Below are 21387 nucleotides of genomic sequence, written 5' to 3' on the forward strand. Positions count from 1 at the left end.
CGTCGCCCTGTTCGGCCGTGCCGAGTTCGCCGCTGGATTCCGTTGCGCCAGCGACTTTTCCGGTCTCGTCGCCGGTCAGACCACTGTCGTCAGATTGCTGATCTTCCACCGATTTCCTTCCCGGGTAGCAGTTGCCATCCAACGAGTCGTGTTCTCGAAAACCCGTTTGCCGTCGGGCGATTTGGAGGTGACCAGGGTCGCCACGATGACGTTGGCGCTGCCGTCGTCGTTCCACCGCTCTACGCCGGCGTCGAGCACGCTCCCGGTGGCCGGTTCGGCACGGGCAACCTGCAGCAGGATCTCGTTGGCCTTGTCTTGATACTCCTTGGCGAAGTCGCCGGTCGCGTCGCCCTGCACCCGAAGCACGTAGTCGTTGGCGTGAAACGGATCGAGCGAGGTGAACCCCGTCATGAATCCGGTGACGTAACTGAGCACCTCGCGGTTCTTCGACGCGGTAGTCACCCGGGCTTCATGGGAAATCAGCATCAACGTGCAGACCGTGATCGCGGCGACCATCAGCACCGCAGCGACGGCGCCGACAACCGGGAGCCGCCGATCGCGTCCGGGAGGCAACGGCTGCTCGCTGAGCAGCGGCGCTTCACCGGGCGAAAACTTGCGGCGGGGACTCATTTTTCGTTCCCGGGCTGTTTCGGCTTGGTCAGCACAGTGAGGTCGTTGACGCGCCAAGCGTCGCCGGCCTTGACGAAGTTCACCCGCACGGTGGCGGTGATGTACCGCTCCTCGGGCGCGACGCCGCGCCGCCCCTGCATGAACAACAGCATCGTCGCGGAATCCGGCGATGCCGCTTGGATCGAGCTGTCGGTCACCCAGTATTCGTTGATCACCGGGTTGCCCTTGCCGACGATGTCCTGCTGCTCTTTCAGCCGGCTCCGGTATCTGTCGGTGGCCAGCGACCGGGCGCGCGCGAAGTCGTCCTGCAACGACTTCGGGTCGTACGTCAGCATCTGCGCGACGATCTTGGGTCCCTGGATCGCGATCTGGTCGCGCGTCTGGTCGGTCGCCCGGTCCCGCGAGTACACCACCGCGTAGCTCACGAGCGCGCCACCCAGGCACAGGACCGTGGCCGTCAGCACCGCCGCCGCGACCCACTGCCGCACCTTGGGCGCCGCCACGCTGAGCTCGGCCCGTCGGACTTCGGTGTGCAGCAACATGTCGGCGAAGGTGCGGCGCTGCGAATCCCCCAGCGGCCAAAGCCATCCCACCACCGACACGGTGTCGAGCAGGTGCGCCAGGTCGCGCAGCAGCAATCCCCACGCACCGATCGCGGCGCCGTCGCGGCGGACGACGCCGATTCCACACAACGCGCGCCCCAGGCTCGCGCCCAGGAGGACCGGCAGCAGCAGGCGGTTGACCAGCAGGGCGAGGATGGCCAGGCCCAGCAGGGATACGCACACCCACCACCACGGGCCGCGGGCCGGGACGGTGAAGGACACCAACGCCATCGTCGTCGCCACGGCGACGGCCGGCAGCACGTCGACGGCCCACGCACAGGCGCGAATGTGCCAGGGCGCCAACGCATTTACCGATGACACAGGGGTAGCCGCCGTGGTCTGAGTCTGAATCGGATGCTCCTCGACCACCAACGTCACTTGGTCACCTGGTCGAGCTTGGCGATCCGGTACGAGCCCTCGGCCATCGCCATTTTCACCCGCAGCCGGTAGCCGGTTTCGTTTGCGCCCTGATCGCCGGCCACCTTGACCCGCATGGCGACGAGCACCTCGACCGAACCGTCGGGGTTGTTGCGCTCGACCGCTGCCCGCACGTCGGACACTTCCACGTGGACGTTCGACGCCTTGTAGGCCTGCACGAGCATGCTGGTGTACAGGAGCGCCTGGGTGCGGAAAGCGTCTGTGCCGCAGTCGATGATCTTCTGCTCGCTCGCGAGCATCGCGTTGCTGTCCGGCGCCTGGGTGGCCGAAACGCAGTCGATCGCCGCCTTGAGCGCGGCCGCGTCGTTGCGCGCGATCGCCAGGCTCTGCTGGTGGTAGCGCAGCGCGAAGTAGCCACCCGCGCTGATCGCCCCCGCGAGCACGACCAGCAGCGCGGCGATGCCGACCCGCAACCTGCCGCTTAGCCGCGAGGGACCCCGCTCGACGGCCGTGTCCGCGACTTCGCCCTCATCGACGGCGTCGGACTCACCGTCGGCGTCGGCCTCATCGGCCGCGTCGGCTGCTACCGCGACCTCGGTCTCGGCCTGCGCGGCAGGCGACTCTGCGGGAGCGGGCGCGATCTCGGTTTCCGCCTCGGCGGACGGCGAATCCTCGGCCGTCGCCTCGGTACTGGTCTGATCGTCGGCGTCGCCCGGTTCCTGTGGGTCCTTCGGCGGCCGCCGACGCAGACGACTAATCATCGACATCGGTGGGGGGTTCAGCCGGCTGGCGCCAGCATCTCCTTCCATCCGTCGTCTCCTGTTTTCTTCGAGTTCTCGACGGAGTATTTGACGCCGTCGGGCCCTACCAGCTCACCGCTTTGCGGGCTGTATACCGCAGACGGAGGTCCGCCCGGGGTGTACACGCACGGGTTGGGCTGCTGGCCGTTGCACTGCACCGTACCGGATCCCGGCCGGGACAGCGGGTCGCTGGTCGGCGGCGGCGTCCCCGACACGCGATCCGACGGCGCCGGGTTCATGCCGTTGTTCACCGACGGCGCCGGGATCACCATGCCCGGTCGCACGGACTGGTCACAACGCGCCGAGGGGGCCGGGCAGGTCAGGATCTGGTTCGGGTCGCCGTACCACGGGTTCGTGCCCGCGGGCACGTACGGCCTGGGGTCGCGGCACTCCCGCGGGGTCGCGGCGCGCTTGCCCGGGATGTCGACACAGGGGAGGTTGCGCGACCCGCGCACCCCGTTGGCCGGGGTGTCCATCGGGATTTTGCAGTAGGTGCCGTTGGGCAACGGCTGCATGCTGGTATCGGCCGGGGACCGCCACTCGGGCGCCGGAATGAAACCCGTCAGACACGGCGGCGGCTGGTTGATCGACAACGCCAGGTCCAGCGCGGCTTGGTTCGGGAACGGCGCGGCCACCGTCTGCGCGATCGACGCGCCCTGCGGCAGGAAGACCACCACCTGCTCCAGGCCGGTGTGGTAGCGCTTCAGCAGGTCGAACACCACCTCCAGATTCGCCAGCAGCTGGGGCAGCGAGTCACGGATGTCGCCGAACACCGAGTTCACCTGATCGGCGGTCGGCGCGGCCTGCGACAGCACGCTTTTCACGTTCTGGTCCCGCTGCGCGGCCTGCGCGGCCAGCGAGTTCAGGTTGCGCGCCCAGCGCTCGATGGCGGCACCGGATTTGACCTGGCTGTCCAGGACGGGCCCGGAGTTCTGGACGATGTCGTTGACGTTGGTGATGTTGGTCTTGAAGTCACCGACGATCGCCTGGGTGGAGTCGACCAGCCGCTGCAGCGCGGGGCCCAGCCCACCGACGGATTCGGCGGTCTCGTCGAGCAGCTTGCCGATCTTGTCCTTCGGCAACGCCTCGAGGCCGTGATTGGCCGTGTCCAGCGCGGGGCCGATCTCGGCGGGCACGGTGCCCTTGGCGATGGTCTGTCCGTCCGACAGGTACTTGCCCGGGTTCCCCGAGGACACCAGGTCCAGGTACTGCTCACCGACCGCGGACACCGAGTGCACGTTGGCGACGGTGTCGACGGGGACCTTGAACTTGCTGTCGAGGCTCATCGTCGCCTCGGCGCCCTTCTCGGTGGGCTCGACGTCGGTGACCTTGCCGATCGTGATGCCGCGATAGGTGACGTTGGCCGTCGGGTACAGGCCGCCCGACGCGGGCAGCTCAGCCTTGAGCGTGTATCGCCCGATGCCGACCAGGCTGGGCATCTGCAGGTAGTAGATGCCCAGCACCAGCAGCGAGACCACCGTCAGGATCCCGAACGCGACCAGCTGCCGCCGGATGAAGGGGGTCAGCAATTCCGGTCCCCCCGTTCCACCAACGGACCGCCGGGGGCGTCATTCGGGTTCGAGGTGTAGCGGACGTCGGGGATCATCGTGTTGGGGTCGCGGCCGAACGACTGCTCGAGCGCACGCAACGATCCGGACAACCCGGTGCCCGTCAGGAAGGCGTTGTCGACCGCGCTGTAGGTCACGTCCAGCGTCAGCGAGACGTTCACGTAGTCGCCGCGGAACATCTTCGGCACCGTGTCGATGTCGAACGGCTGCGTCAGGATCAGCTTCAGCGCGCCGATCAGGTACGGCGAGGAGCGGCCGAGTTCCTTCAGCGGGCACTGCAGCGCCTGCAGATCGGTGTGCAGCGGTGCGCGCGCCTCCGACAGGTACTGGTCGGCGGCGCCGCTGAGCCGTCCCACCGAGTTGACCGCGTTGATCAGCAGGTTCTGCGTGTCGGCGAAGTGCTTGATCAGCGGCGGGAGGTCGGTCAGCGTCCGGTCCAGGACGTCCGACCGGTTGCCGATGTAGACCAGCAGCCGGTTGGTGGAGTCGATCGCGTGGGTGATGTCGTCGCGCTGCTGGTTGAGCTGGTCGGTGAACGTGTCCAGCTTGCCCAGGAACGACCGGATCTGCTCGCCGCGGCCGTGGAAGATGTTGTAGACCTCGTTCTGCAGCACCTCGAGGTTCGGGATGCCGCCGCCGCGCAGGATCAGCGACAGGCTGGCCAGCGTCTGCTCAGTGGTCGGATACGACGACGAGTTCTTCAGCGGAATGGTGTCGCCATTCCGCAGCAGCTCCGACGACGGGTTGGGCGGCGCGACCAGCTCCACGTGCTGCGAACCCAGCAGCGAGGTCTGGCCGATCTTGGCGATGGCGTTCTTGGGCAGCTTGGTGCTCTTGCTGAGCCCCAGCGTCAGGGTGGCCACCCAGTTCTTCAAGTTGATGGCCTTGATCGAACCGACGAACACGTCGGCGACCATCACCTTGCTGTTGCCGTTGATCGCGAGGGTGTCGGGCACCTGCACGTAGACGATGTAGGAGCCCGGCCCGTCGCCCGGACCGCCCGGGATCGCCACGTTGGAGATGCCGCGCCAGCCACACGAGCTGAGCACCATCGCGGCCATCAGCAGCACCAGCGCCTGCCAGGACCGGCGCCGAATCAGTCGACTCCACGTCATCACTGGCCACCCCCGAAGCCTGCGGCATTCGCCGGGCCGCCGGCGTTAGGCGCGGGCGCCATCACCGGTCCGGGCGTCGGCGCGACCGGTCCCGGCGCCACCTCGGGTCCCGGTGCCGGTGGCGGTACCGGAACCTGCGGCGGGTTCTGACCGATGACCGGCGTCGGGCCCTCGTCGTAAGCGTTCGGGGGCCCCGGTGGGGTCTGGTACTGGGACTGCACCGGCGCGATGTTCGGGCCGCCCATCAGCTCTTCCAGCGAGTCCGGCGTCATCAGGCCCGCGGTGATCGGCCCAACCTGCTGCCCCTGCATGCCCGGGGCGACGATCCAGCCGGGCTGGGTGTTGCGGTGCGACGTCGGGGTGTCCGGCGACCAGATGCCCGGCACGGTCGTGTCCTTATAACCGTTGGGCGGCTGCAGCCGCGGCTCGGAGTACGCGACGTCCTTGGGCAGCGTCTCAGCGGTGCTGAACAGGTTCAACCCGAATGGCGGGTAGTTGAACTTGATCGCATCGAGGATCGGCGCCAGATACTGCGCGCACAGCTCGGCCGATTCCTGATACCCGAGCCGGCTGCCGGCCTGAATCGAGCTGCAGATGAACTGCATCGGGTTCGCGAAGTTGGTGATCGCCGGAATGGCCACCACCGAGCCGTGCGACGGGTGATAGATCTGGTTGATATTCGACGCGGCCGTCGGCAAGACGTGCAGCGCTGTCTCCAGCCCGTTCAACGGGTCCGGCTGCAGCAGCGTCGACGTGGCCGTGTTCAGGTTGCCGATGTCGGTGGTCAGGACCTCGCGGTTCTTGTCCAGCCACGGGCGCACCGTGGTCAGCAGGCCGTCGAACTGCTGGATCGCATTGGATAAGGCGCCGTCATCGCTGGCCAGCCGGCCGGTGACATCGGCAAGGTTCTGGTTCAGCGCCACGAACTGCTGGTCGTCGGCGTGCAGCGCGTTGACGAACAGCGCCAGGCTGCGCAACACCGCGAAGAAGTCGCCGCGGCGCTCGTTGAGCGCGGTCAGCGCCGAGGACAGGCTGTTCAGCGCGTTGTTGATCTGCTTGCTCTTGCCTTCCAACCCGTCGGCGAACGACGTGAGGACCTCACCGAACGGCCCCTCGCGCTGCAGCAGCGTGCATCCCGCCCCGGAGTCGTTCGGGCACGTCGGCCCCAGCTTGGAAATGATGTTGGTGATGCTGTTGCGCAGCTCGTCCCACTCCACCGGCACCTGGGTGCGCTCTTCGGGGATCACGGCGTTGTCGGCCAGCGCGGGCCCGCCCTTGTACGGCGGCTCCAGCTGGATCGCCCGCGACGCCACCAGGGTCGGGTTCAGGATCACCGCCGACGCGTTGGCCGGAACCTTGTACTGGTTCTCGTAGTGGAAGGTCACCTTCATCTTGTCGCCGGCCGGCTCGATGTTGTCGATCGCGCCGACGCGCAGACCCATGATCTGGACCTTGTCCCCGGGGTACAGCGCGTTGGCCGCCGGGAAGTAGGCGACGACGGTGTTGTTGGTCAGCTTCTCGTAGAGCCGCCAGCCAACGTAGCCGACGACCAGGGCCAGCACCACGACCAGCGACCCGACGATCACCGACGTCCGGGACAGCGCGGGTAGCCGCAGGTTGCGGACATCAAAGATGGTGCTCAATTCTGGCTACCTCCCGTGACACCGCTACCGCCTGCTCCGCCCGAGTTGATGAACGGCGCCGGAAGCTGGTTCCCCGGCCCGGGCGGGGCGGGGGGACCCGGCGGCAGCGCCGGCGCGAACGCCGACGGCGGCCCCAGCGGGGCGGGCGGCCCGAGGTTCTCGGTGCGCGCACCCAGCGGGGCGGGCGGCCCGAGGTTCTCGGTGCGCGCACCCGGCGGCGCCTGCTGCGGCAGCGGCACCGGGGTGCCCGGCACGTTCGGCGGCGCGTCGCCCGGCCGCCCGGCAATGTTCATGCCCGGCGTCGGCGGCAGGCCGTCGGGGTTCGGCGGCGAGGCCAGGATGTCGGTCGGCGCGGGGAAGCCCCCGCCGCCGAACGGGCCGCCGGCAGCACCGGCGCACGGCAACGGGTTCCACGGCCGCGGCAGCCCTTCGTCACCGATGGTGACGTTGCCGCCGGGGTTGGCCGGCGTGTACGAGCACGGTGAACCGGGCGGCACGGCCGGTCCCGGATGATCCGGGGTGCCCTCCAGCAGCGGCGGCGACGGCGGCGGCGCGCCGTTGGGGAACCGGGTGCCGTTGGGGTCGGGGAACCTGGATTCCGGCAATCCCGCGCTGCGCCAGAAGTTCTCGGGGTCGATGCCGCGTTTCTTGAATGCGGCGTCAACCCACGGCTGCAGGATCTGGTACAGGGCCAGGTTGTGCAGGACCACCTTGAAGAACGGTCCGGACGCGATGGCCTCGTTCAGCGACGGCAGGAACGCGCCGACCTCGACCAAGCCCCTGGCGATGTCGTCCTTGCGCTGCACCAGGATGTCGCTGATCGTGCGCAGCTGCTCGAGCACGTGGTTGAGGTTGGGGTTGTCGTTGATCAGACCCTTGACCTGTTGGGAGAACGCCGCGACGTTGCCCAGCAGGGCGTTGATCGCCTGGCCGCGCTCGTTGAACGCCGCCAGCAGCGTCTTGGCGTTGACCAGCAGCCGGTCGATCTGCTCGCTGCGGTCACCGAGGATGCTCGCCACCTGGTTGGCCTGGGTCAGCAGGTGCTTGACCTCTTCGTCGCGCTTGCCGACGGTGTCGGAGAACTTCGCGACGCCTTCCAGCGCGGCGCTCAGGTGCGGATACGTCTGGTCGATGGTCTGCGACAGCACGTGCAGCGACTGCTTGACCTCGTCGATGTTCCAGCCCGACGCCGCCTTGGTGACGTCGAAGAAAGCGTCGTAGATCTGATACGGCGTGGTGCTCTGACCGATCGGCAGCGAGGCCCCGGGCCGCAGTTCCTGGTTGCCGCGCACCTCGATCTCCATGACCTTCTTGCCGAGGATGGTGTCGGTCTTGATCGCCAGCCGGCTCTCGGTGCCGATGATGTTGGTGCCGACGGAGAACTTGACGACGATGTGGTCGCCATCGATCTTGAGGGCCTCGATCTTGCCGACGTCCATGCCCGCGATGCGCACCTTGTCGCCGGCGTTGATGCCACCGGAGTCGGTGAACTGCCCGTAGTAGGCCGGCTTGGCGAACAGAATCGGGACCGTCGTGAAGCTTTGCCCGACGCCGATGACGAGCACCGTGACGATGATGCCCATCAGGCCGATGCGCATCCGATTCGGAGGTTCTAGCGTTCTCATTGCGGCGTGCACCTACCCGTGGGCTGCTGGAACAGCCGGACCGTCCGGACCGGACCGCCACCCTGCAGCCCGTTGATCTTGAGGGTGATGTCGCAGGCGTAGAAGTTCACGAAGTCTCCGTAGGACCCGATGCCGCGCCCAATCATGTTCAACGCGGTCGGCACCTTGTGGAAGTAGTCGTTGAGCTGCTCACGCTGATCGATGAGCGGCTGCTGAATCTGGTCGAGGTAGTTCAGCGTCTTGTGCAGCAGCGCCCGGTCCTCGCCAAGTAGGTCGGCCACGGTGCCGGCGGCGTTGCTGATGTGCGCGGTCCCGGCCGCCAACGGGTCGGCGTGGTTCTTCAGCCCGGTGATGAGCACCTCGAGGTTGTTGACCGTCTGATCGAACTGCTGGCGGTGCTTGACCGTCGTGTCCAGGACGATGTTGAGGTTCTTGATGACCTCACCGATCGCCTGGTCGCGCTCGCCGATCGCGTTGGTCAGCTGCGCGGTCTGGTCGAGGATGTCGTTGATGGTTCCGCCGTTGCCCTGGAACACGGTGACCAGCGCCGTCGCGATGGTGTTCACCTTGTCGGGGTCCAGCGCCCGGAACAGCGGCTTGAAACCACCGATCAGCGCATCGAGGTCCAGCGCGGGCGACGTCCGTGACAGCGGGATGAATCCGTCCGGCGGCAGCACCCGATCGGCACCTTCGCCCTCGCCGCGCTTGAGCTCCAGGTAGCGGTTGCCGATCAGGTCCAGGTAGCGGATCTGCGCGGTGGTCGACTGATACAGCGGCACCGAGCGGTCGACGTTGAAGTTCACCCGCACCCGCTTGCCGCCGTCGATCAGCTCGACCGAGTCGACCTTGCCGATCTCCACACCCGAGGCGCGGACGAACTGGCCCTGTCGCAGGCCGCTGATGTTGCTGAATTCCGCCGCGTAGCTGTTGGTTCGGTCAAAGCGCATCTGACCGAACACGACGACGATCATCACAGTAAAGACCAGCAGCACCAGCGAGAAGATGCCGAGTCGGATGATGGTTCCGGTGATTTTCATGGGTTGATCGTGTTGTCCCCGACTTGGCGGCCCCACACGTACTCGATGGCGTATGGCGAACCGGTTTCCAGGTGGTTGTACGGCGCGATGCTGTTGCCGGTGTCCATGACGAGTTCGGGCGCGGGCCACAGGTCACGGGTGATGTGCTGCCAGCAGCCCGGCGCGCCGCCGGGTCCGCCGCGGGCGTTAACGCGCGGCAGGTTCTCGGGGTAGGTGTAGGGATTGGGCGCGCCGCCGACCACGCCGGCGATGCCGCCGAGAAGGCTGGCGATCACGGCGACGGCCGAGACCGGGTTGGCGAGCAGACCCAGCCCGGACAGCGCCTGGCTGTGGGCCGCGAGCGAGTAACCGTTGCCGGCGAGGAACGACGCGGCCTTGGGCTCGATGTCGTGGTAGTTGCGCAGGGTGCAGTAGATCTCCGGGCTGTAGGTGTCCAGCAGCTGCGCGGTCGGCACCAGGTCCGCCGCGCCCCGGGCCAGGTACGGCCCGCCCTTCTCGAAGAGCTCCGCGCCGGTGTTGCCGAAGCCGGCCGCCGACAACAGCGCCTGATCCAGGTCCTTCTGCTGCGCGTTGATGGTGCGCGCCGTGACGACCGCGTTGTTGAGGAAGTCGGTCAGGTCGGACGCGGCGTCGGCGTAGGTGTCGCCCAGGCCGGCCAGCTGCTGGATGTCGTGGCGGATCTGCGGCATCTGCGGGTTGACGTCGTCGAGCACCGCGTTGCCGTTGACGATCGACTGCCCGAACCGGTCACCCAGCCCGGCCAGCGACTGCGCGGCCGCGCTCAGCGTCAGGTTCAGCTTGACCGGATCCACCTTCTCCGCGATCGAGGTGATGGTCTGGAACAGCGTGTTGATCTCCGTCGTCACCGACCGGGCGTCGATCACCGTGGACGCCGAAAGCTTCTGCGCCGACGGGTTCTGCGGCGTTGTCAGCGACACGTACTTACCGCCGAACACGGTGGTGGCCTTGATGTCGGCGTTGACGTTGGCCGGGATCAGCTTGAGGTACCGCGGGTAGACGTCGAGGGTGAACTTGGCCGCCGGCTTCCCGTCGCGCTGTGTCTCCGAGATGGAGTCGACGCGGCCGATCTCCACCCCGTTGTAGGTGACCTTGGACCCGGGGTCCATCACCAGACCGGCCCGCGACGCCAGCATGGTCAGCTTGGCCTTCGGCGTGAAGTCGCCGCGGAACTGCCCGTAGACCAGGACGAGGACCAGCGCGAAGATGACCAGCATCCCGATGCCCGCCAGCTTGTACGGCGGGGTCCGCGACCGGTTGCTCTTGATGGGTCTGGTCATGGCGGCTATACCGTGAGCGCGAAGTTGGGGTTGACGCCGTAGAGCGCCAACGCGGCGGACAGGACGACCACCTGGACCGAGACCAGCGAGAAACGCATCGAGCGTCCGACGCCCTCACCCACGCCGACGGGTCCGCCGCCGGCGTTGTAGCCGTAGTAGCAGTGCGTGATCATCACGACCGCGGTGATGATGATGGCCTCCAGGAACGACCAGAACACGTCGTCGGGCCGCAGGAACGTCCGGAAGTAATGCTCGTAAGTGCCGTTGGACTGCCCGTAGAGCACGGTCGTGGTGATCTGCGGCGACAGGAAGCACATGATCATCGCCAGCGCGTAGATCGGGATGATCACCACCAGGCCGGCCATGAACCGGGTGGTCGCCAGGAACGAGATCGACTTGATGCCCATCACTTCCAGGGCGTCGATCTCCTCGCTGATTCGCATCGCGCCGAGCTCCGCGGTGGCCCCGGCACCGACCGTGGCGGCCATCGCGATCCCGGTGACGACGGGGGCGGCGATGCGCACGTTGATCAGGGCGGCGAAGAAGCCGGTGAACGCCTCGACACCGATGTTGCCCAGGGACGCGAAACCCTGGATGGCGACCAGCGAGCTACCGGACAGCGTCACGAAGCCGACGATGGCCACGGTGCCGCCGACGACCGCCATGGCGCCGGTGCCCATACCGATCTGGGCGATCAGCCGCAGCGTCTCCTTGCGGTAGTTCCGCAGCGCGTGCGGCACGTGCGCGATGCAGAGCATCCCGAACCAGCCCATCTTGCCGATGTCATCGAGCCCACGGCCGGCGGCACCGCCGTAGCGATCCAGGTTCTCGGCCGCCCGCGGAAAGCGGGAACGTAAAACGGCAGCGGTTGACATGTCAGTGCCCCGTTCCGAAGCGCACGCCGATGGTGGTCAGGACCACGTTGACCGCGTACAACGCGACCACGCACAACACGACGGTCTCGTTGACGGCGGTGCCCAGGCCCTTGGAACCACCGCGCACCGTCAGGCCGCGGAAGCAGCCGACCAGCCCGGCGATCAGGCCGAAGATTGCGGCCTTGACGGTCGCGATGACGACCTCGGGCAGGCCGGTGATGGTGGTCAGGGTGGCCAGGTAGGCGCCCCCCGACACGTTCTGCAGGTACACCCCGAACAGGTAGCCACCCACCAGGCCGACGGTGATGACCAGGCCGTTGAGCAGCGTGGCCACCAGGGTCGCGGCCAACACGCGCGGCACCACCAGGCGGTGGATCGGGTCGATGCCGAGCACCTCCATCGCGTCGATTTCCTCGCGGATGGTGCGCGCGCCCAGGTCGGCGCAGATGGCAGTCGAGCCGGCGCCGGCCACCACCAGCACCGTGGTCAGCGGGCCGAGCTGGGTGACGGCGCCGATCGCCGCGCCGGCACCGGACAGGTCGGCCGCACCGAACTGGGCCAGCAGGACGTTGAGGGTGAAGATCAATAGGACGGTCAGCGGGATCGACACGAAGACCGTCGGCAGGAACGCGACCCTCATGATGAACCAGCACTGCAGGACGAACTCGCGCCACTGGAACGGCCGACGGAACAACGCCCGCCCGGCCAGCACGCACATCCGGAAGAAACCACCGACGAGGGTCAGCGGCGTCTCGAGTTGGTCGCGCAGGTAGCCCACCAAGTGTGGACCTTGCGACGCCGTCACCCCTGCCCCCTCACGCCAGTCCCGCGTGCCTCCCAGCGCCGCGGCGGATCGTGCTCCACGCCCCCTCGTCGCCATGAATTCACAGGTGTGACCATCGGCTCCCTACTGGCAAGTAGTAACGGAGACCACAGGAATGTACCCGATGGCCAAGCAGGTGTGAACCGCAGATGCACAATTAACCCTTCGTCAACAGCTGGCAAACGTTACGGATTCCTCAACTTTCCTGTTCGTTGTTGAAATGTATTGGTGCTGAATGGCTTTCAGCGGCAGCTTCGAGGCCGTAGCGAACCCTCAACTCGGTCTTTAGGACCTTCCCGGCGGGGTTGCGCGGCAGCGCATCGACGATCTCGAGCGCCTTGGGATGCTTGTAGCGCGCGAGCCGCTCGTTGAGGAACTCGTCCAGGGCGTCCAGCCGCAGACCCTCCTCGGTGACGGCCGCGACCGCGATCGGTACCTCGCCCCATTTCTCGTGGGTCCGCCCGATGACGGCGACCTCGACGATGACCGGGTGCTCGGCGAGGACGTTCTCCACCTCCGCGCAGTAGATGTTCTCGCCGCCGGAGATGATCATGTCCTTCTTGCGGTCGACCACCCAGACGTAGCCCTCGTCGTCCATCCGGACGAGGTCTCCGGAGTGGAACCAGCCCCCGGCGAACGCCTCCGCGGTGGCCTCGGGGTTGTTCCAGTAGCCACTCATCAGCGTCGGGGCACGGTAGACGATCTCGCCGATCTCGCCGTTGGGTACGTCGTTCATGTTCTCGTCGACGACGCGCGCGGCGACCGTCGGGATCACCTTGCCGACCGAGCCGCGCTTCCGGATGGCGTCCTCGCCCAGCAGCATGCAGGTGACCGGCGACATCTCGGTCTGGCCGAAGGCCGCCAGGATCTGGGTTCCGGGGAAGGTCGACGACATCTCCCGCAGCAACGCGTCCGGCGCCGGGGCCGCCCCCCACGACATGACGCGCAGCTTCAGCTCGCGGGGCCGTGCCTGCTGCTCGGCGCAGACGGCCTGCCATTGCGCCGGAACCAGGAAGATGCCGGTCACCTTCTCGGCCGCCAGCACGTCCAGCAGCTGGCCGGGCTCGAACGCGCCTAGCGGATAGATCACGGTGGGCAGGCCGAGCAGCAGCCCACCCAGCAGGTTGCCCACCCCGGCGATGTGGAACAGCGGAACGCCGATGAAGCCGACGTCGCTGTTGATGTCCGCGCCATTGGTGTACAGCCCGGTCATCGTCTGGCCGGTCAAATTGGTGTGGGTCAGCACCGCGCCCTTGGGACGGCCAGTGGTGCCCGAGGTGTACATGATCAGCGCGGGCGCGTCATTCGGGATGTCGACGAGATCCTGGGGCTCGCCGGGCTCGTCGACGAGGTCCTCGTAGCCCAGGACCTGATCGTCCGACGCGCCACCGGCCACGACGATCGTGCCGAGCAGGGACTGAACGTCGCGGACCCCGGTGGCCACCGGCGCCAGCACCGCTTCGGTGATCATTACGCGCGCTTCGCAGTCGTCGACCAGGAACGCGATCTCGGCCGGCGTGAGCCGGAAGTTCAGCGGAACCGCGATCGCTCCGAGCATGTTGATAGCCAGCATCGACTCGATGAACTCGGGCCGATTCAGCATGAGGATCATGACCCGGTCCCCAAAGCCGACCCCTCGACGGCTCAGGGCCCCGGCCAGCGCGGCGACCCGGCCCTGCAGGTCCGCCCACGTCAAGGTGCGACCGGTGAACCTCAGCGCCGTCGCTTGCGGCTGCATCATCGCGTGCCGCTCGAGCTGGTTAACCCAGTTCTGTCGACGGGCCAGGTATGGCTGCTCGCTGGCGGGCGATCCCTGGTGTGTCAGGTGGCTGGCAAGTTGCGCGGTCAACTAGATATGGTCCCTTCACTTACGCACCGCTTGCGACAGGTTGATATTTGATAAAACATAGTGTTGTGTGGGTCACACTATGGCCTGATTGGCCCAATGACAAGTCCCCGATGAGTCCCTAATAAACCTCAAAAAGACCAGGCAGCTCCCGTGAACGCACCGATCTCCGCGCGGCCTCTCAGAAGCCGCCGACCACTGCGCCGGCCGCAGCTGTCGGATGGGGTCGCGGGTCATCTGCGCGGGGCGATCATGTCGGGGGCGCTGCGCCCGGGGACCTTCATCCGTCTCGACGAGACGGCGGCCGAACTCGGGGTCAGCGTGACACCGGTGCGCGAGGCGCTGCTGAAGCTCCGCGGCGAGGGCATGGTCCAGCTCGAGCCGCACCGGGGCCACGTCGTGCTCCCGCTGACCCCGCAGGACATCGACGACATCTTCTGGCTGCAGGCGACCATCGCCCGGGAGGTGGCCGAGGCGGCCACCGCGAACATCACCGACGCCGAGATCGACGAGCTCGACCGCATCAACAACTCGCTCGAAAACGCCGTCGGCAGCAGTGACGCCGAGACCGTCGCGGGAATGGAGTTCGCGTTCCACCGCGTCTTCAATCAGGCCAGCGGGCGCATCAAGCTGGCGTGGTTCCTGCTCAACGCGGCCCGCTACATGCCGGTGCTGGTCTATGCCGCCGATCCGCAGTGGGGCGTGGCCGCCGTCGACAACCACCGCCAGCTGATCGCCGCGCTGCGCCGCCGGGACACGCCCGCCGTCATCGAGCACACGGTCTGGCAATTCACCGACGCCGCCGGCCGACTCACCGAAATGCGGGAGCGGGCGGGCATTCTCGGCTGACGGCTAGCCGGCGGACAGCTCTTCGGCGCGCGCCTTGAGGTTCTCGGCGAGGCGGTCCAGCACGTTGTTGGCCAACGACTTCACCATGGGCGCGGGAACGGGCAGGGACGACTCGATGTCGAGGTCCACCGTCAGTAGGCTCGCGGCCCCCATCTCCACCACGCTGAACAGTTGCTCCTGCTTCTTGAACAGCTCACCCTGCTGCAGGATGGTCTGAATCTGGTTCGGGCCCGGGTAGTACACGGCCTGGATGAAGACGCCGTCGAAGCCTTGGTAGGAGGCATCCAGGCGCACCTGGCTGGGGCGGCCGTCGTCATAGCGAGCAAGCACCCAGCAGCCCTTGACCCCTTCGTTCCAGTCCGGGTACCGCTCGAAGTCGGAGACGATGGCCATCACCGAGGCGGCGTCGGCCCCGACCTCGACAGTCTTGCTCAGAACCGGCATTGGCGAAGCATAGCCGGGTGAGCGAAAGTCACAGCGCCGGGCGCAATCTCGGGCTTATGCGTCGACGGTCGCGGTCGCCAGCAGCGAACGGATGGCGTCGGGAATCGGCACGGCCTTGCGGGTGGTCCGATCGACATAGACGTGCACCCAGTGCCCCAGCGCGGTGATCGGCTGGGACCGGTCCTCCTCTTGATCGCCCGTCGACCGGAACAGCCCGAGCCGGTAGGTGACGCTGCTGCGGCCCAGCCGGGTCACCGCGAGCCCGACCGCCAGGTGCTGCGGGAACTGCAGTTCGGAGAAGTAGCGACAGCCCGACTCCGCGACGATGCCCAGTGCGGGCGTGGCCATCGAGTCAAGGCCGGTGCTGGTGTTGATCCAGGCGTTGATCGCGGTGTCGAACAGCTGGTAGTACACGGCGTTGTTGAGGTGGCCGAACATGTCGTTGTCCGCCCACCGGGTGCCCACCGGCCACCACACCGGGAAGTCGCCGCCGGCGAGCTGGTCGGGCGCCGGCGGGACCAACGAGCCTGACGACATAGAGGTATTCCAACACGTTCGGCGCCGGGGGCGGACGTCAACCGTGGAAGGCGCGCGACAGGGCGTCGGCCTGCAGCGCGAACAGCCGCTGAGAGCCGGGCCAGTCCGGCAGCAGCGAATCGAACCCGTGGCAGGCCCCCGCGAACACGTGCAGTTCGGCCGAGACCCCGGCGCGCAGCAGCCGCTGCGCGTATTCGATGGCCTCGTCGCGGAAGGGATCGACCTCGGCGCAGGTGATCAAAGCCGTTGGCAGGCCCTCCAATTCGGTGCGGCGCGCCGGGACGGCGTCCGGCGAGCCGGCTTCTGGGCCCAGGTAGTGCCGCCACATCAGGTCGGCAGCCTCGCCGTCGAAGGCCGGGCTGGTGCGGAACTCGGCCTTGGACGGCGTCGGCCGGTCGTCGAGCACCGGCTGGTGCAGCAGCTGGAAGACGACCGGCGGCAGCCACCCGTCGGCGGCGCCATGGGCCAGGCAGGCGGCCAGTGCGCCGCCCGCGCTGCTGCCCGCGACGGCCACCCGCGCGGCATCGACGTCCAGGTCGTCGGCGTTGTCGACCACCCACCTCAGCACCGCGATCGCGTCGTCGAACGCGGCCGGATACGGATGCTCCGGGGCCAGCCGGTAGTCGACCGACACCACCGTGCACCGGGCGCGCCGCGCGAGCTCGATGCACTGGGGGTGGTCGGTGTCGAGATTGCCCAGCGCGAATCCGCCCGCGTGGCAGTAGATCACCACCGGGGCGGGCACCGGGCCGCCGCGGTAGATGCGAATGGGCACCACGCCGGCTTCGGCCATCACGTTGTGCGCGGTGATCTGCACGCCGGGGGTGTCGTTTTGCTGGGCAACGTCGCGGCGGCGCTGATCGAACGGCTCGCGCATGAGCTGGATCGCTTCGGCCGTGAACGCGGTTCGCGTGGTCGCGATGGCGCGCAGCGCGGGGTCGAGCCGCTCGGCGCCGTCCAATCCGGTCATTGGCCACGTCCGTCCAGCGCGGTGACCGATTGGTCGGCCGCCTCGGGCCGCGGGGCCGTGAAGCTGTAGTCGGCCGGTGAGAACCTGCGCGTCATCTCCCAGAAGCTGCGGGCGCTGCGCGGCCACTGGGTTACCACGCGGCCGTTGGCCGCGCGAAAGTAGTTGCTGCACTTAGTGGTCCACACGGTGCCGGCCATCCATTCGTCGATCTTGGCGATGAACTCCGCCAGCGCGGACGGCCGCACCGCGACGTAGGCCTTGTTCTTGCGCCGCATGTACTTCAGCGCCCGCACGATGTAGCGGGCCTGGGCCTCGAGCATGAAGATCACGCTGTTGGAGCCGACGTTGGTGTTGGGTCCGTACAGCATGAAGAAATTCGGGAAGCCCGGAACGGCCATGCCGAAATAGGCCTGGGCGCCGTCGCTCCACTGCTCCCGCAGCGTGCTCCCCTGTTCCCCGGACACGTGGAGCTCCCCCAGGTAGTCGGCCGCGGCGTAGCCGGTCGCGCACACCACCACGTCGACGTCATGTTCGGCGCCGTCCGCGGTGACCAGGGATCGGGCCTTGAGGTAGCGGGCCGGGCTGGTCACCACCTCGACGTTGGGCTGGGTCAGCGCGGGCAGGTAGTCCGAGGAGAACACCAGCCGCTTGCAGCCCATCGGATGATCGGGGGTCAGCTTGCGGCGCAATTCCTCGTCGGCAACCGTCTTTTCGAGCAGACCCAGCGCGATCGCGGTGAAGTCCTGCGTCTTCTCGCTGCCGTGCTCGATCACCGAGATGTTGGATTCGCTGCGCAGCCACAGCCGGGTCCGGTAGAGCTTCTTGGCGAACGGCACGTGGGCGAAGATCCAATGCTCGCGCCGCGTGTAGTGCCGGTCGGGCTTGGGCAGGATCCAGGTCGGCGACCGCTGCACCGAGTACACCTTGCCGGCGACCTTCGCGAGTTCGGGCAGCAGCTGCGACGCCGTCGAGCCGGTGCCCAGCACGGCTACCCGCTTGCCCTCCAACGGGATTGAGTGGTCCCAGCGCGCGGAGTGCATCACCGTGCCGGTGAACGGCTCCTGCTCGACCAGCTCCGGAAGCAGCGGCCGGGTGAACAGGCCGACGGCGGACACCACGACGTTGAAGCGATGCTGGGTACCGTCGGCCGTTGTCAGGCACCACTGCTGGTCGGCCTCCTCCCAACGCGCCGAGCGGATTTCGGTGCGCAGCCGCAGGTGGGGCCGCAGGCCGTAGGTGTCGGCGCAGCGTGCGAAGTAGTCCAGGATCTCCCGCTGCCCTGACCACAGCCGCGACCAGTGCGGGTTCAGGTCGAACGAGTAGGAGTACAGGTGCGACTTGACGTCGCACGCCAGGCCCGGGTAGGTGTTGATCCGCCACGTGCCGCCGACGTCGTCCTCGCGGTCGAAGATGGTGAAGTCACCAAAACCGGCCCGGGACATCAGGATTCCCAGCGCTAGGCCGCCCGGCCCGGCGCCGATGATTCCGACCGACAGCTTCGTGCTCATTTGATCTGCAGGCATTGTCCGCCGTCGACGACGAGCTCCGAGCCGGTGATGAACGAGGCCGCCTCGGAGACCAAAAAGGCCACCGCGTCGGCGATCTCAGTGGGCTGACCGATGCGCCCGAACATGGCCGTGGCCGCCAGCCGGGTCTGGGTGGCCTCGTCGAGCATCGAGGTGGCGATCGGGCCGGGGAACACCGCGTTGACGCGAATGCCGGACGGGCCGAGCTCGGCGGCGGCGGCCTGGGTGAGGCCGCGCAGCGCCCACTTCGCCGAACCGTAGGCGCAGTGCTGCGGGAAGGGGCGGATCGCCCCGGTGCTGCAGATGTTGACGATCGACGCGTGCTCGGCCGACCGCAGGTGATCGAGGCAGGCGCGCATGCCGAGGAAGACGCCCAAACAGTTGACCCGCCAGGAGTTTTCGAATGCCTCGGCCGTTTCGTCGGCGAGCGACGTTCGGTGCAGCACGCCCGCGTTGTTGACCAGCGTGCTCAGCGACCCGAATCGATCCACCACCTGGCGCACCGTCGCGTCCCACTGCTCGGCGGATGTCACGTCGAGCCCGTATGCGATCACCCCCTCGTCGCCCAGATCGGCGGCCGCGGCGGCGGCGTCGTCAGCGCGCAGGTCGCAGGCCGCTACGGAATACCCTTGCGCGCGAAGCCGTTTGGCGATGGCCCAGCCCTGCCCGCCGGCTGCGCCGGTCACCAGTGCGACACGTTCGGTCATCAGGACGCCTCCTCCGGGCTGTCGGACAGGCCATGGCTGGTGATGAATTGGCAGCGCCGCCGCCGGAAACGCCACCGCTGGCCGTCACGCGTCAGGTCGTCGTCGTACAGCGCCGGCCGCAGCACCAGATCGCCGGCGCGGACGAACAGGACCTGCGAACGGGCCGTCGCGGTGTCGCCGCGGACGTCGATGCGGGAGACTCCGGTCAGGTGCAGCCCGTGCGGGGAGTCGGCGAACATCTGGCGAACGGCTTCCGGCCCGCTGAAAGACCGCCCGTACACCAGGAATTCGCCGTCGGCGGTGAACAATTGCACGCACGCGTCGATGTCCCTGGCGTCCAGTGCCAGCGCGTAGCCGGCGATCAGCTCGCGGATGGCGGCGTGATCGGTGGGATTGCCGTCGCTCACTGGCCGGTGGCCTCTCGCAGATGCTCCGCCGCGCCGCGGCGCAGGGCCTGCGACTCGGCCGCCAGGGTGATCAGCTGAAACCCGAGCTGCGCCATGGCATTACCGGTCTTGCCGTCGTTGGCGTGGATCCCGGTGATCAGCCCGGCGGCCGTCGCGGTGCCATGGATCCGCTTGATCGCGTCCAGCACGTCGGGCTGTTTCGTCGATCCGACCGGGCCGAATCCCAGCGAGATGGCCAGATCGGCGGGGCCGACATAGATTCCGGTCAGGCCGTCCACCGCGCAGATCTCGTCGAGATTGGTCAGCGCCGCGGCCGTTTCGATCATCGCGAACACGCTCACCCGTTCCTCGTGAGCGGCGGGGTCGAGCCCCAGGCTGGGGCTCAGCGGGCCGAAGCTGCGGATGCCCGCAGGCGCATACCGGGTGGCGGCCACCGCCGCCGCGGCCTGGTCGGCCGATTCGATCATCGCGATGAACACGGCGTCGGCCCCGGCGTCGAGCACCCGGCCGATCGGCGCCGCGTCGGCGTTGGGCAGCCGCACCGCGGTCGCGATCGGAACGTGTTCGAGGCGCCGCAGCATGCCGGCGATGTCGGCGTCGTCGAGATACCCGTGCTGGGCGTCGAAGCCCACGTAGTCGTAACCCGCGCGGGCGAATTCCTCCGGCCCGATCGCGGTGGGCCCGGTGATCCAGCCGCCCCAGATCGGCGGCTTTTCCAGCGCCTGGGCGAAGGTGTTCACTGCGCGATCGCAATCTTCACGCGCCCGGGCACCGGGCGGCAGGCCAGGTCGAACGCACCCTGCACGTCGTCGACGGCGAAGGTGTGGGTCAGGTACGTGCCAAGCAGCTCGGGGTGCTCGCCGGCGAACTTGCCGGCCAGCTCCAGCATCCGGCGGCGATCAAGTGTCACACCGGATTTCAGCGTCAGGTTGTTGCGCAGCATGAGGCGCATGCTGATCGGGTAGGCCTCGTCGTCGGCCACGCCGAAGTAGAAGACGGTGCCGCCGAACGCGGTCGCCTCGATGGCGTGGCCCAGCGTGGCGACCTGATGACCGACGGCCTCGATCACGATGTCGGCCCGGTCGGCGGCCGCGAGTTGACTCACCCAGCGGTCGCTGGTGGCGCGCACCGGGTCGTCGACGCCGAATGCCGTTGCGAGGCTTGCGCGGTCGACAGGGTCGACGCCGGTGACGCGGCGGGCGCCGGCGGCCTTGGCGACGTAGGCGAACAGCAGCCCGATCGATCCCTGCCCGATGATCGCGACGTGCCGACCGGCCAGGTCCGGCAGCTGCTCGCAGGCATACAGGACGCACGCCAGCGGCTGCAGGCCGACCGCCTGCGCCGGGGTAAGCGTCGGGTCGTAGGGCGCCAGCCCGTTGCCGTCGCTGATCACCTTTTCCATCAGCCCGTCGAATCCGGAGGCCCAGCCCACTACCAGGTCGCCGGCCCGGTGTTCGGGGTGCCGGCTGGCGACCACCTCGCCGGCCACCTCGTGCACCGGGAAGCCGTCCTTCTCCGCGGCGCTGCGGCCGTCGTCGCCCGGCAGCCTGCCCTTCGCCCCGCGGAATGCGGGCATGTCGCTGCCGCAGACGCCGGCGGCCAGGAAGCGCAGCAGCACTTGGCCATCGACGAGGTCGTCCGGCGTCTTGTCAGCGATCGACGTGCGCTCGAACTGATACGGGGCAACGAGCCGATAGGACCACACCG

General features: G+C 67.9%; 21 protein-coding genes. 1 reads left to right on the forward strand and 20 read right to left on the reverse strand.

The annotated features are described in order from the left end of the window. Positions 1 to 75: 75 nt before the first annotated feature. The 12 genes from MRAB57_RS06115 to fadD5 form a co-directional block, all read right to left on the reverse strand. Positions 76 to 630, reverse strand: a complete 555-nt coding sequence (locus tag MRAB57_RS06115; RefSeq protein ID WP_077086780.1) for a mammalian cell entry protein — start codon at positions 628 to 630, stop codon at positions 76 to 78. After that, complete coding sequence (locus MRAB57_RS06120) at positions 627 to 1610, reverse strand: RDD family protein (RefSeq protein ID WP_077086781.1); 984 nt, start codon at positions 1608 to 1610, stop codon at positions 627 to 629. The genes MRAB57_RS06115 and MRAB57_RS06120 overlap by 4 nt, the downstream gene beginning before the upstream one ends. Then, positions 1607 to 2419, reverse strand: coding sequence for an Mce protein (locus MRAB57_RS06125; protein WP_077086782.1), 813 nt, complete (start codon positions 2417 to 2419; stop codon positions 1607 to 1609). The genes MRAB57_RS06120 and MRAB57_RS06125 overlap by 4 nt, the downstream gene beginning before the upstream one ends. Then, a complete protein-coding gene (locus MRAB57_RS06130) occupies positions 2389 to 3939 on the reverse strand; it encodes an MlaD family protein (protein ID WP_077086783.1) in 1551 nt (516 codons plus the stop codon). The genes MRAB57_RS06125 and MRAB57_RS06130 overlap by 31 nt, the downstream gene beginning before the upstream one ends. Next, a complete protein-coding gene (locus tag MRAB57_RS06135; protein ID WP_077086784.1) occupies positions 3933 to 5093 on the reverse strand; it encodes a virulence factor Mce family protein in 1161 nt (386 codons plus the stop codon). The genes MRAB57_RS06130 and MRAB57_RS06135 overlap by 7 nt, the downstream gene beginning before the upstream one ends. Beyond that, entirely contained in the window at positions 5093 to 6736 is a 1644-nt protein-coding gene (locus MRAB57_RS06140) for a virulence factor Mce family protein (RefSeq protein WP_077086785.1), read from the reverse strand. The genes MRAB57_RS06135 and MRAB57_RS06140 overlap by 1 nt, the downstream gene beginning before the upstream one ends. Then, positions 6733 to 8361, reverse strand: coding sequence for a virulence factor Mce family protein (locus tag MRAB57_RS06145; RefSeq protein WP_077086786.1), 1629 nt, complete (start codon positions 8359 to 8361; stop codon positions 6733 to 6735). The genes MRAB57_RS06140 and MRAB57_RS06145 overlap by 4 nt, the downstream gene beginning before the upstream one ends. Next, positions 8358 to 9398 (reverse strand): virulence factor Mce family protein, encoded by a 1041-nt coding sequence (locus MRAB57_RS06150; protein WP_077086787.1) that lies wholly within the window; start codon positions 9396 to 9398, stop codon positions 8358 to 8360. The genes MRAB57_RS06145 and MRAB57_RS06150 overlap by 4 nt, the downstream gene beginning before the upstream one ends. Beyond that, positions 9395 to 10696, reverse strand: a complete 1302-nt coding sequence (locus MRAB57_RS06155; RefSeq protein WP_077086788.1) for an MCE family protein — start codon at positions 10694 to 10696, stop codon at positions 9395 to 9397. Before MRAB57_RS06155 ends, MRAB57_RS06150 begins: the two co-directional genes overlap by 4 nt. A 5-nt stretch (positions 10697 to 10701) precedes the next feature. Beyond that, entirely contained in the window at positions 10702 to 11571 is an 870-nt protein-coding gene (locus MRAB57_RS06160) for an MlaE family ABC transporter permease (protein WP_077086789.1), read from the reverse strand. Position 11572: 1 nt separating this feature from the next. Next, entirely contained in the window at positions 11573 to 12376 is an 804-nt protein-coding gene (locus tag MRAB57_RS06165) for an MlaE family ABC transporter permease (protein ID WP_077086790.1), read from the reverse strand. A gap of 214 nt (positions 12377 to 12590) precedes the next feature. Continuing rightward, positions 12591 to 14243 carry a fatty-acid--CoA ligase FadD5 gene (gene fadD5 / locus MRAB57_RS06170; RefSeq protein WP_077086791.1) on the reverse strand — a complete coding sequence of 551 codons (1653 nt, stop codon included), beginning with the start codon at positions 14241 to 14243 and terminating at the stop codon, positions 12591 to 12593. A 150-nt stretch (positions 14244 to 14393) separates the two neighbouring features. On the opposite strand from fadD5, the gene MRAB57_RS06175 reads away from it, so the two are divergent. Further along, complete coding sequence (locus MRAB57_RS06175; RefSeq protein ID WP_077086792.1) at positions 14394 to 15089, forward strand: GntR family transcriptional regulator; 696 nt, start codon at positions 14394 to 14396, stop codon at positions 15087 to 15089. A 3-nt stretch (positions 15090 to 15092) separates the two neighbouring features. Here MRAB57_RS06175 and MRAB57_RS06180 read toward each other — a convergent pair whose 3' ends face one another. The 8 genes from MRAB57_RS06180 to MRAB57_RS06215 are packed head-to-tail and all read right to left on the reverse strand — an operon-like array spanning position 15093 to position 21385. Next, a complete protein-coding gene (locus tag MRAB57_RS06180) occupies positions 15093 to 15533 on the reverse strand; it encodes an SRPBCC family protein (protein ID WP_077086793.1) in 441 nt (146 codons plus the stop codon). 54 nt (positions 15534 to 15587) lie between these two features. Continuing rightward, positions 15588 to 16070 (reverse strand): acyl-CoA thioesterase, encoded by a 483-nt coding sequence (locus tag MRAB57_RS06185; protein WP_077086794.1) that lies wholly within the window; start codon positions 16068 to 16070, stop codon positions 15588 to 15590. 37 nt (positions 16071 to 16107) lie between these two features. Beyond that, positions 16108 to 17040 (reverse strand): alpha/beta hydrolase, encoded by a 933-nt coding sequence (locus MRAB57_RS06190; protein ID WP_077086795.1) that lies wholly within the window; start codon positions 17038 to 17040, stop codon positions 16108 to 16110. Then, positions 17037 to 18563, reverse strand: coding sequence for a flavin-containing monooxygenase (locus MRAB57_RS06195; RefSeq protein WP_083743313.1), 1527 nt, complete (start codon positions 18561 to 18563; stop codon positions 17037 to 17039). The genes MRAB57_RS06190 and MRAB57_RS06195 overlap by 4 nt, the downstream gene beginning before the upstream one ends. Then, a complete protein-coding gene (locus MRAB57_RS06200) occupies positions 18545 to 19273 on the reverse strand; it encodes an SDR family NAD(P)-dependent oxidoreductase (RefSeq protein ID WP_077086797.1) in 729 nt (242 codons plus the stop codon). Before MRAB57_RS06200 ends, MRAB57_RS06195 begins: the two co-directional genes overlap by 19 nt. Beyond that, complete coding sequence (locus tag MRAB57_RS06205; protein ID WP_077086798.1) at positions 19273 to 19680, reverse strand: nuclear transport factor 2 family protein; 408 nt, start codon at positions 19678 to 19680, stop codon at positions 19273 to 19275. The genes MRAB57_RS06200 and MRAB57_RS06205 overlap by 1 nt, the downstream gene beginning before the upstream one ends. Further along, on the reverse strand, positions 19677 to 20420 hold the full coding sequence (locus MRAB57_RS06210; RefSeq protein ID WP_077086799.1) for an HpcH/HpaI aldolase family protein: 744 nt from the start codon (positions 20418 to 20420) through the stop codon (positions 19677 to 19679). The genes MRAB57_RS06205 and MRAB57_RS06210 overlap by 4 nt, the downstream gene beginning before the upstream one ends. Next, a complete protein-coding gene (locus MRAB57_RS06215) occupies positions 20417 to 21385 on the reverse strand; it encodes a zinc-binding dehydrogenase (RefSeq protein ID WP_077090415.1) in 969 nt (322 codons plus the stop codon). The genes MRAB57_RS06210 and MRAB57_RS06215 overlap by 4 nt, the downstream gene beginning before the upstream one ends. Positions 21386 to 21387 lie beyond the last annotated feature (2 nt).

The organism is Mycobacterium rhizamassiliense (assembly GCF_900157375.1).
GTDB classification, from domain to species: Bacteria; Actinomycetota; Actinomycetes; order Mycobacteriales; family Mycobacteriaceae; genus Mycobacterium; species Mycobacterium rhizamassiliense.

Bases quoted from the DNA above. Each gene is read 5' to 3' on its own strand.
- MRAB57_RS06150 (WP_077086787.1), bottom strand. From the start codon at position 9,398: ATGAAAATCACCGGAACCATCATCCGACTCGGCATCTTCTCGCTGGTG.
- MRAB57_RS06155 (WP_077086788.1), bottom strand. From the start codon at position 10,696: ATGACCAGACCCATCAAGAGCAACCGGTCGCGGACCCCGCCGTACAAG.
- MRAB57_RS06145 (WP_077086786.1), bottom strand. From the start codon at position 8,361: ATGAGAACGCTAGAACCTCCGAATCGGATGCGCATCGGCCTGATGGGC.
- MRAB57_RS06185 (WP_077086794.1), bottom strand. From the start codon at position 16,070: ATGTCGTCAGGCTCGTTGGTCCCGCCGGCGCCCGACCAGCTCGCCGGC.
- MRAB57_RS06190 (WP_077086795.1), bottom strand. From the start codon at position 17,040: ATGACCGGATTGGACGGCGCCGAGCGGCTCGACCCCGCGCTGCGCGCC.
- MRAB57_RS06195 (WP_083743313.1), bottom strand. From the start codon at position 18,563: ATGCCTGCAGATCAAATGAGCACGAAGCTGTCGGTCGGAATCATCGGC.
- MRAB57_RS06200 (WP_077086797.1), bottom strand. From the start codon at position 19,273: ATGACCGAACGTGTCGCACTGGTGACCGGCGCAGCCGGCGGGCAGGGC.
- MRAB57_RS06125 (WP_077086782.1), bottom strand. From the start codon at position 2,419: ATGGAAGGAGATGCTGGCGCCAGCCGGCTGAACCCCCCACCGATGTCG.
- MRAB57_RS06180 (WP_077086793.1), bottom strand. From the start codon at position 15,533: ATGCCGGTTCTGAGCAAGACTGTCGAGGTCGGGGCCGACGCCGCCTCG.
- MRAB57_RS06160 (WP_077086789.1), bottom strand. From the start codon at position 11,571: ATGTCAACCGCTGCCGTTTTACGTTCCCGCTTTCCGCGGGCGGCCGAG.
- MRAB57_RS06135 (WP_077086784.1), bottom strand. From the start codon at position 5,093: ATGACGTGGAGTCGACTGATTCGGCGCCGGTCCTGGCAGGCGCTGGTG.
- MRAB57_RS06115 (WP_077086780.1), bottom strand. From the start codon at position 630: ATGAGTCCCCGCCGCAAGTTTTCGCCCGGTGAAGCGCCGCTGCTCAGC.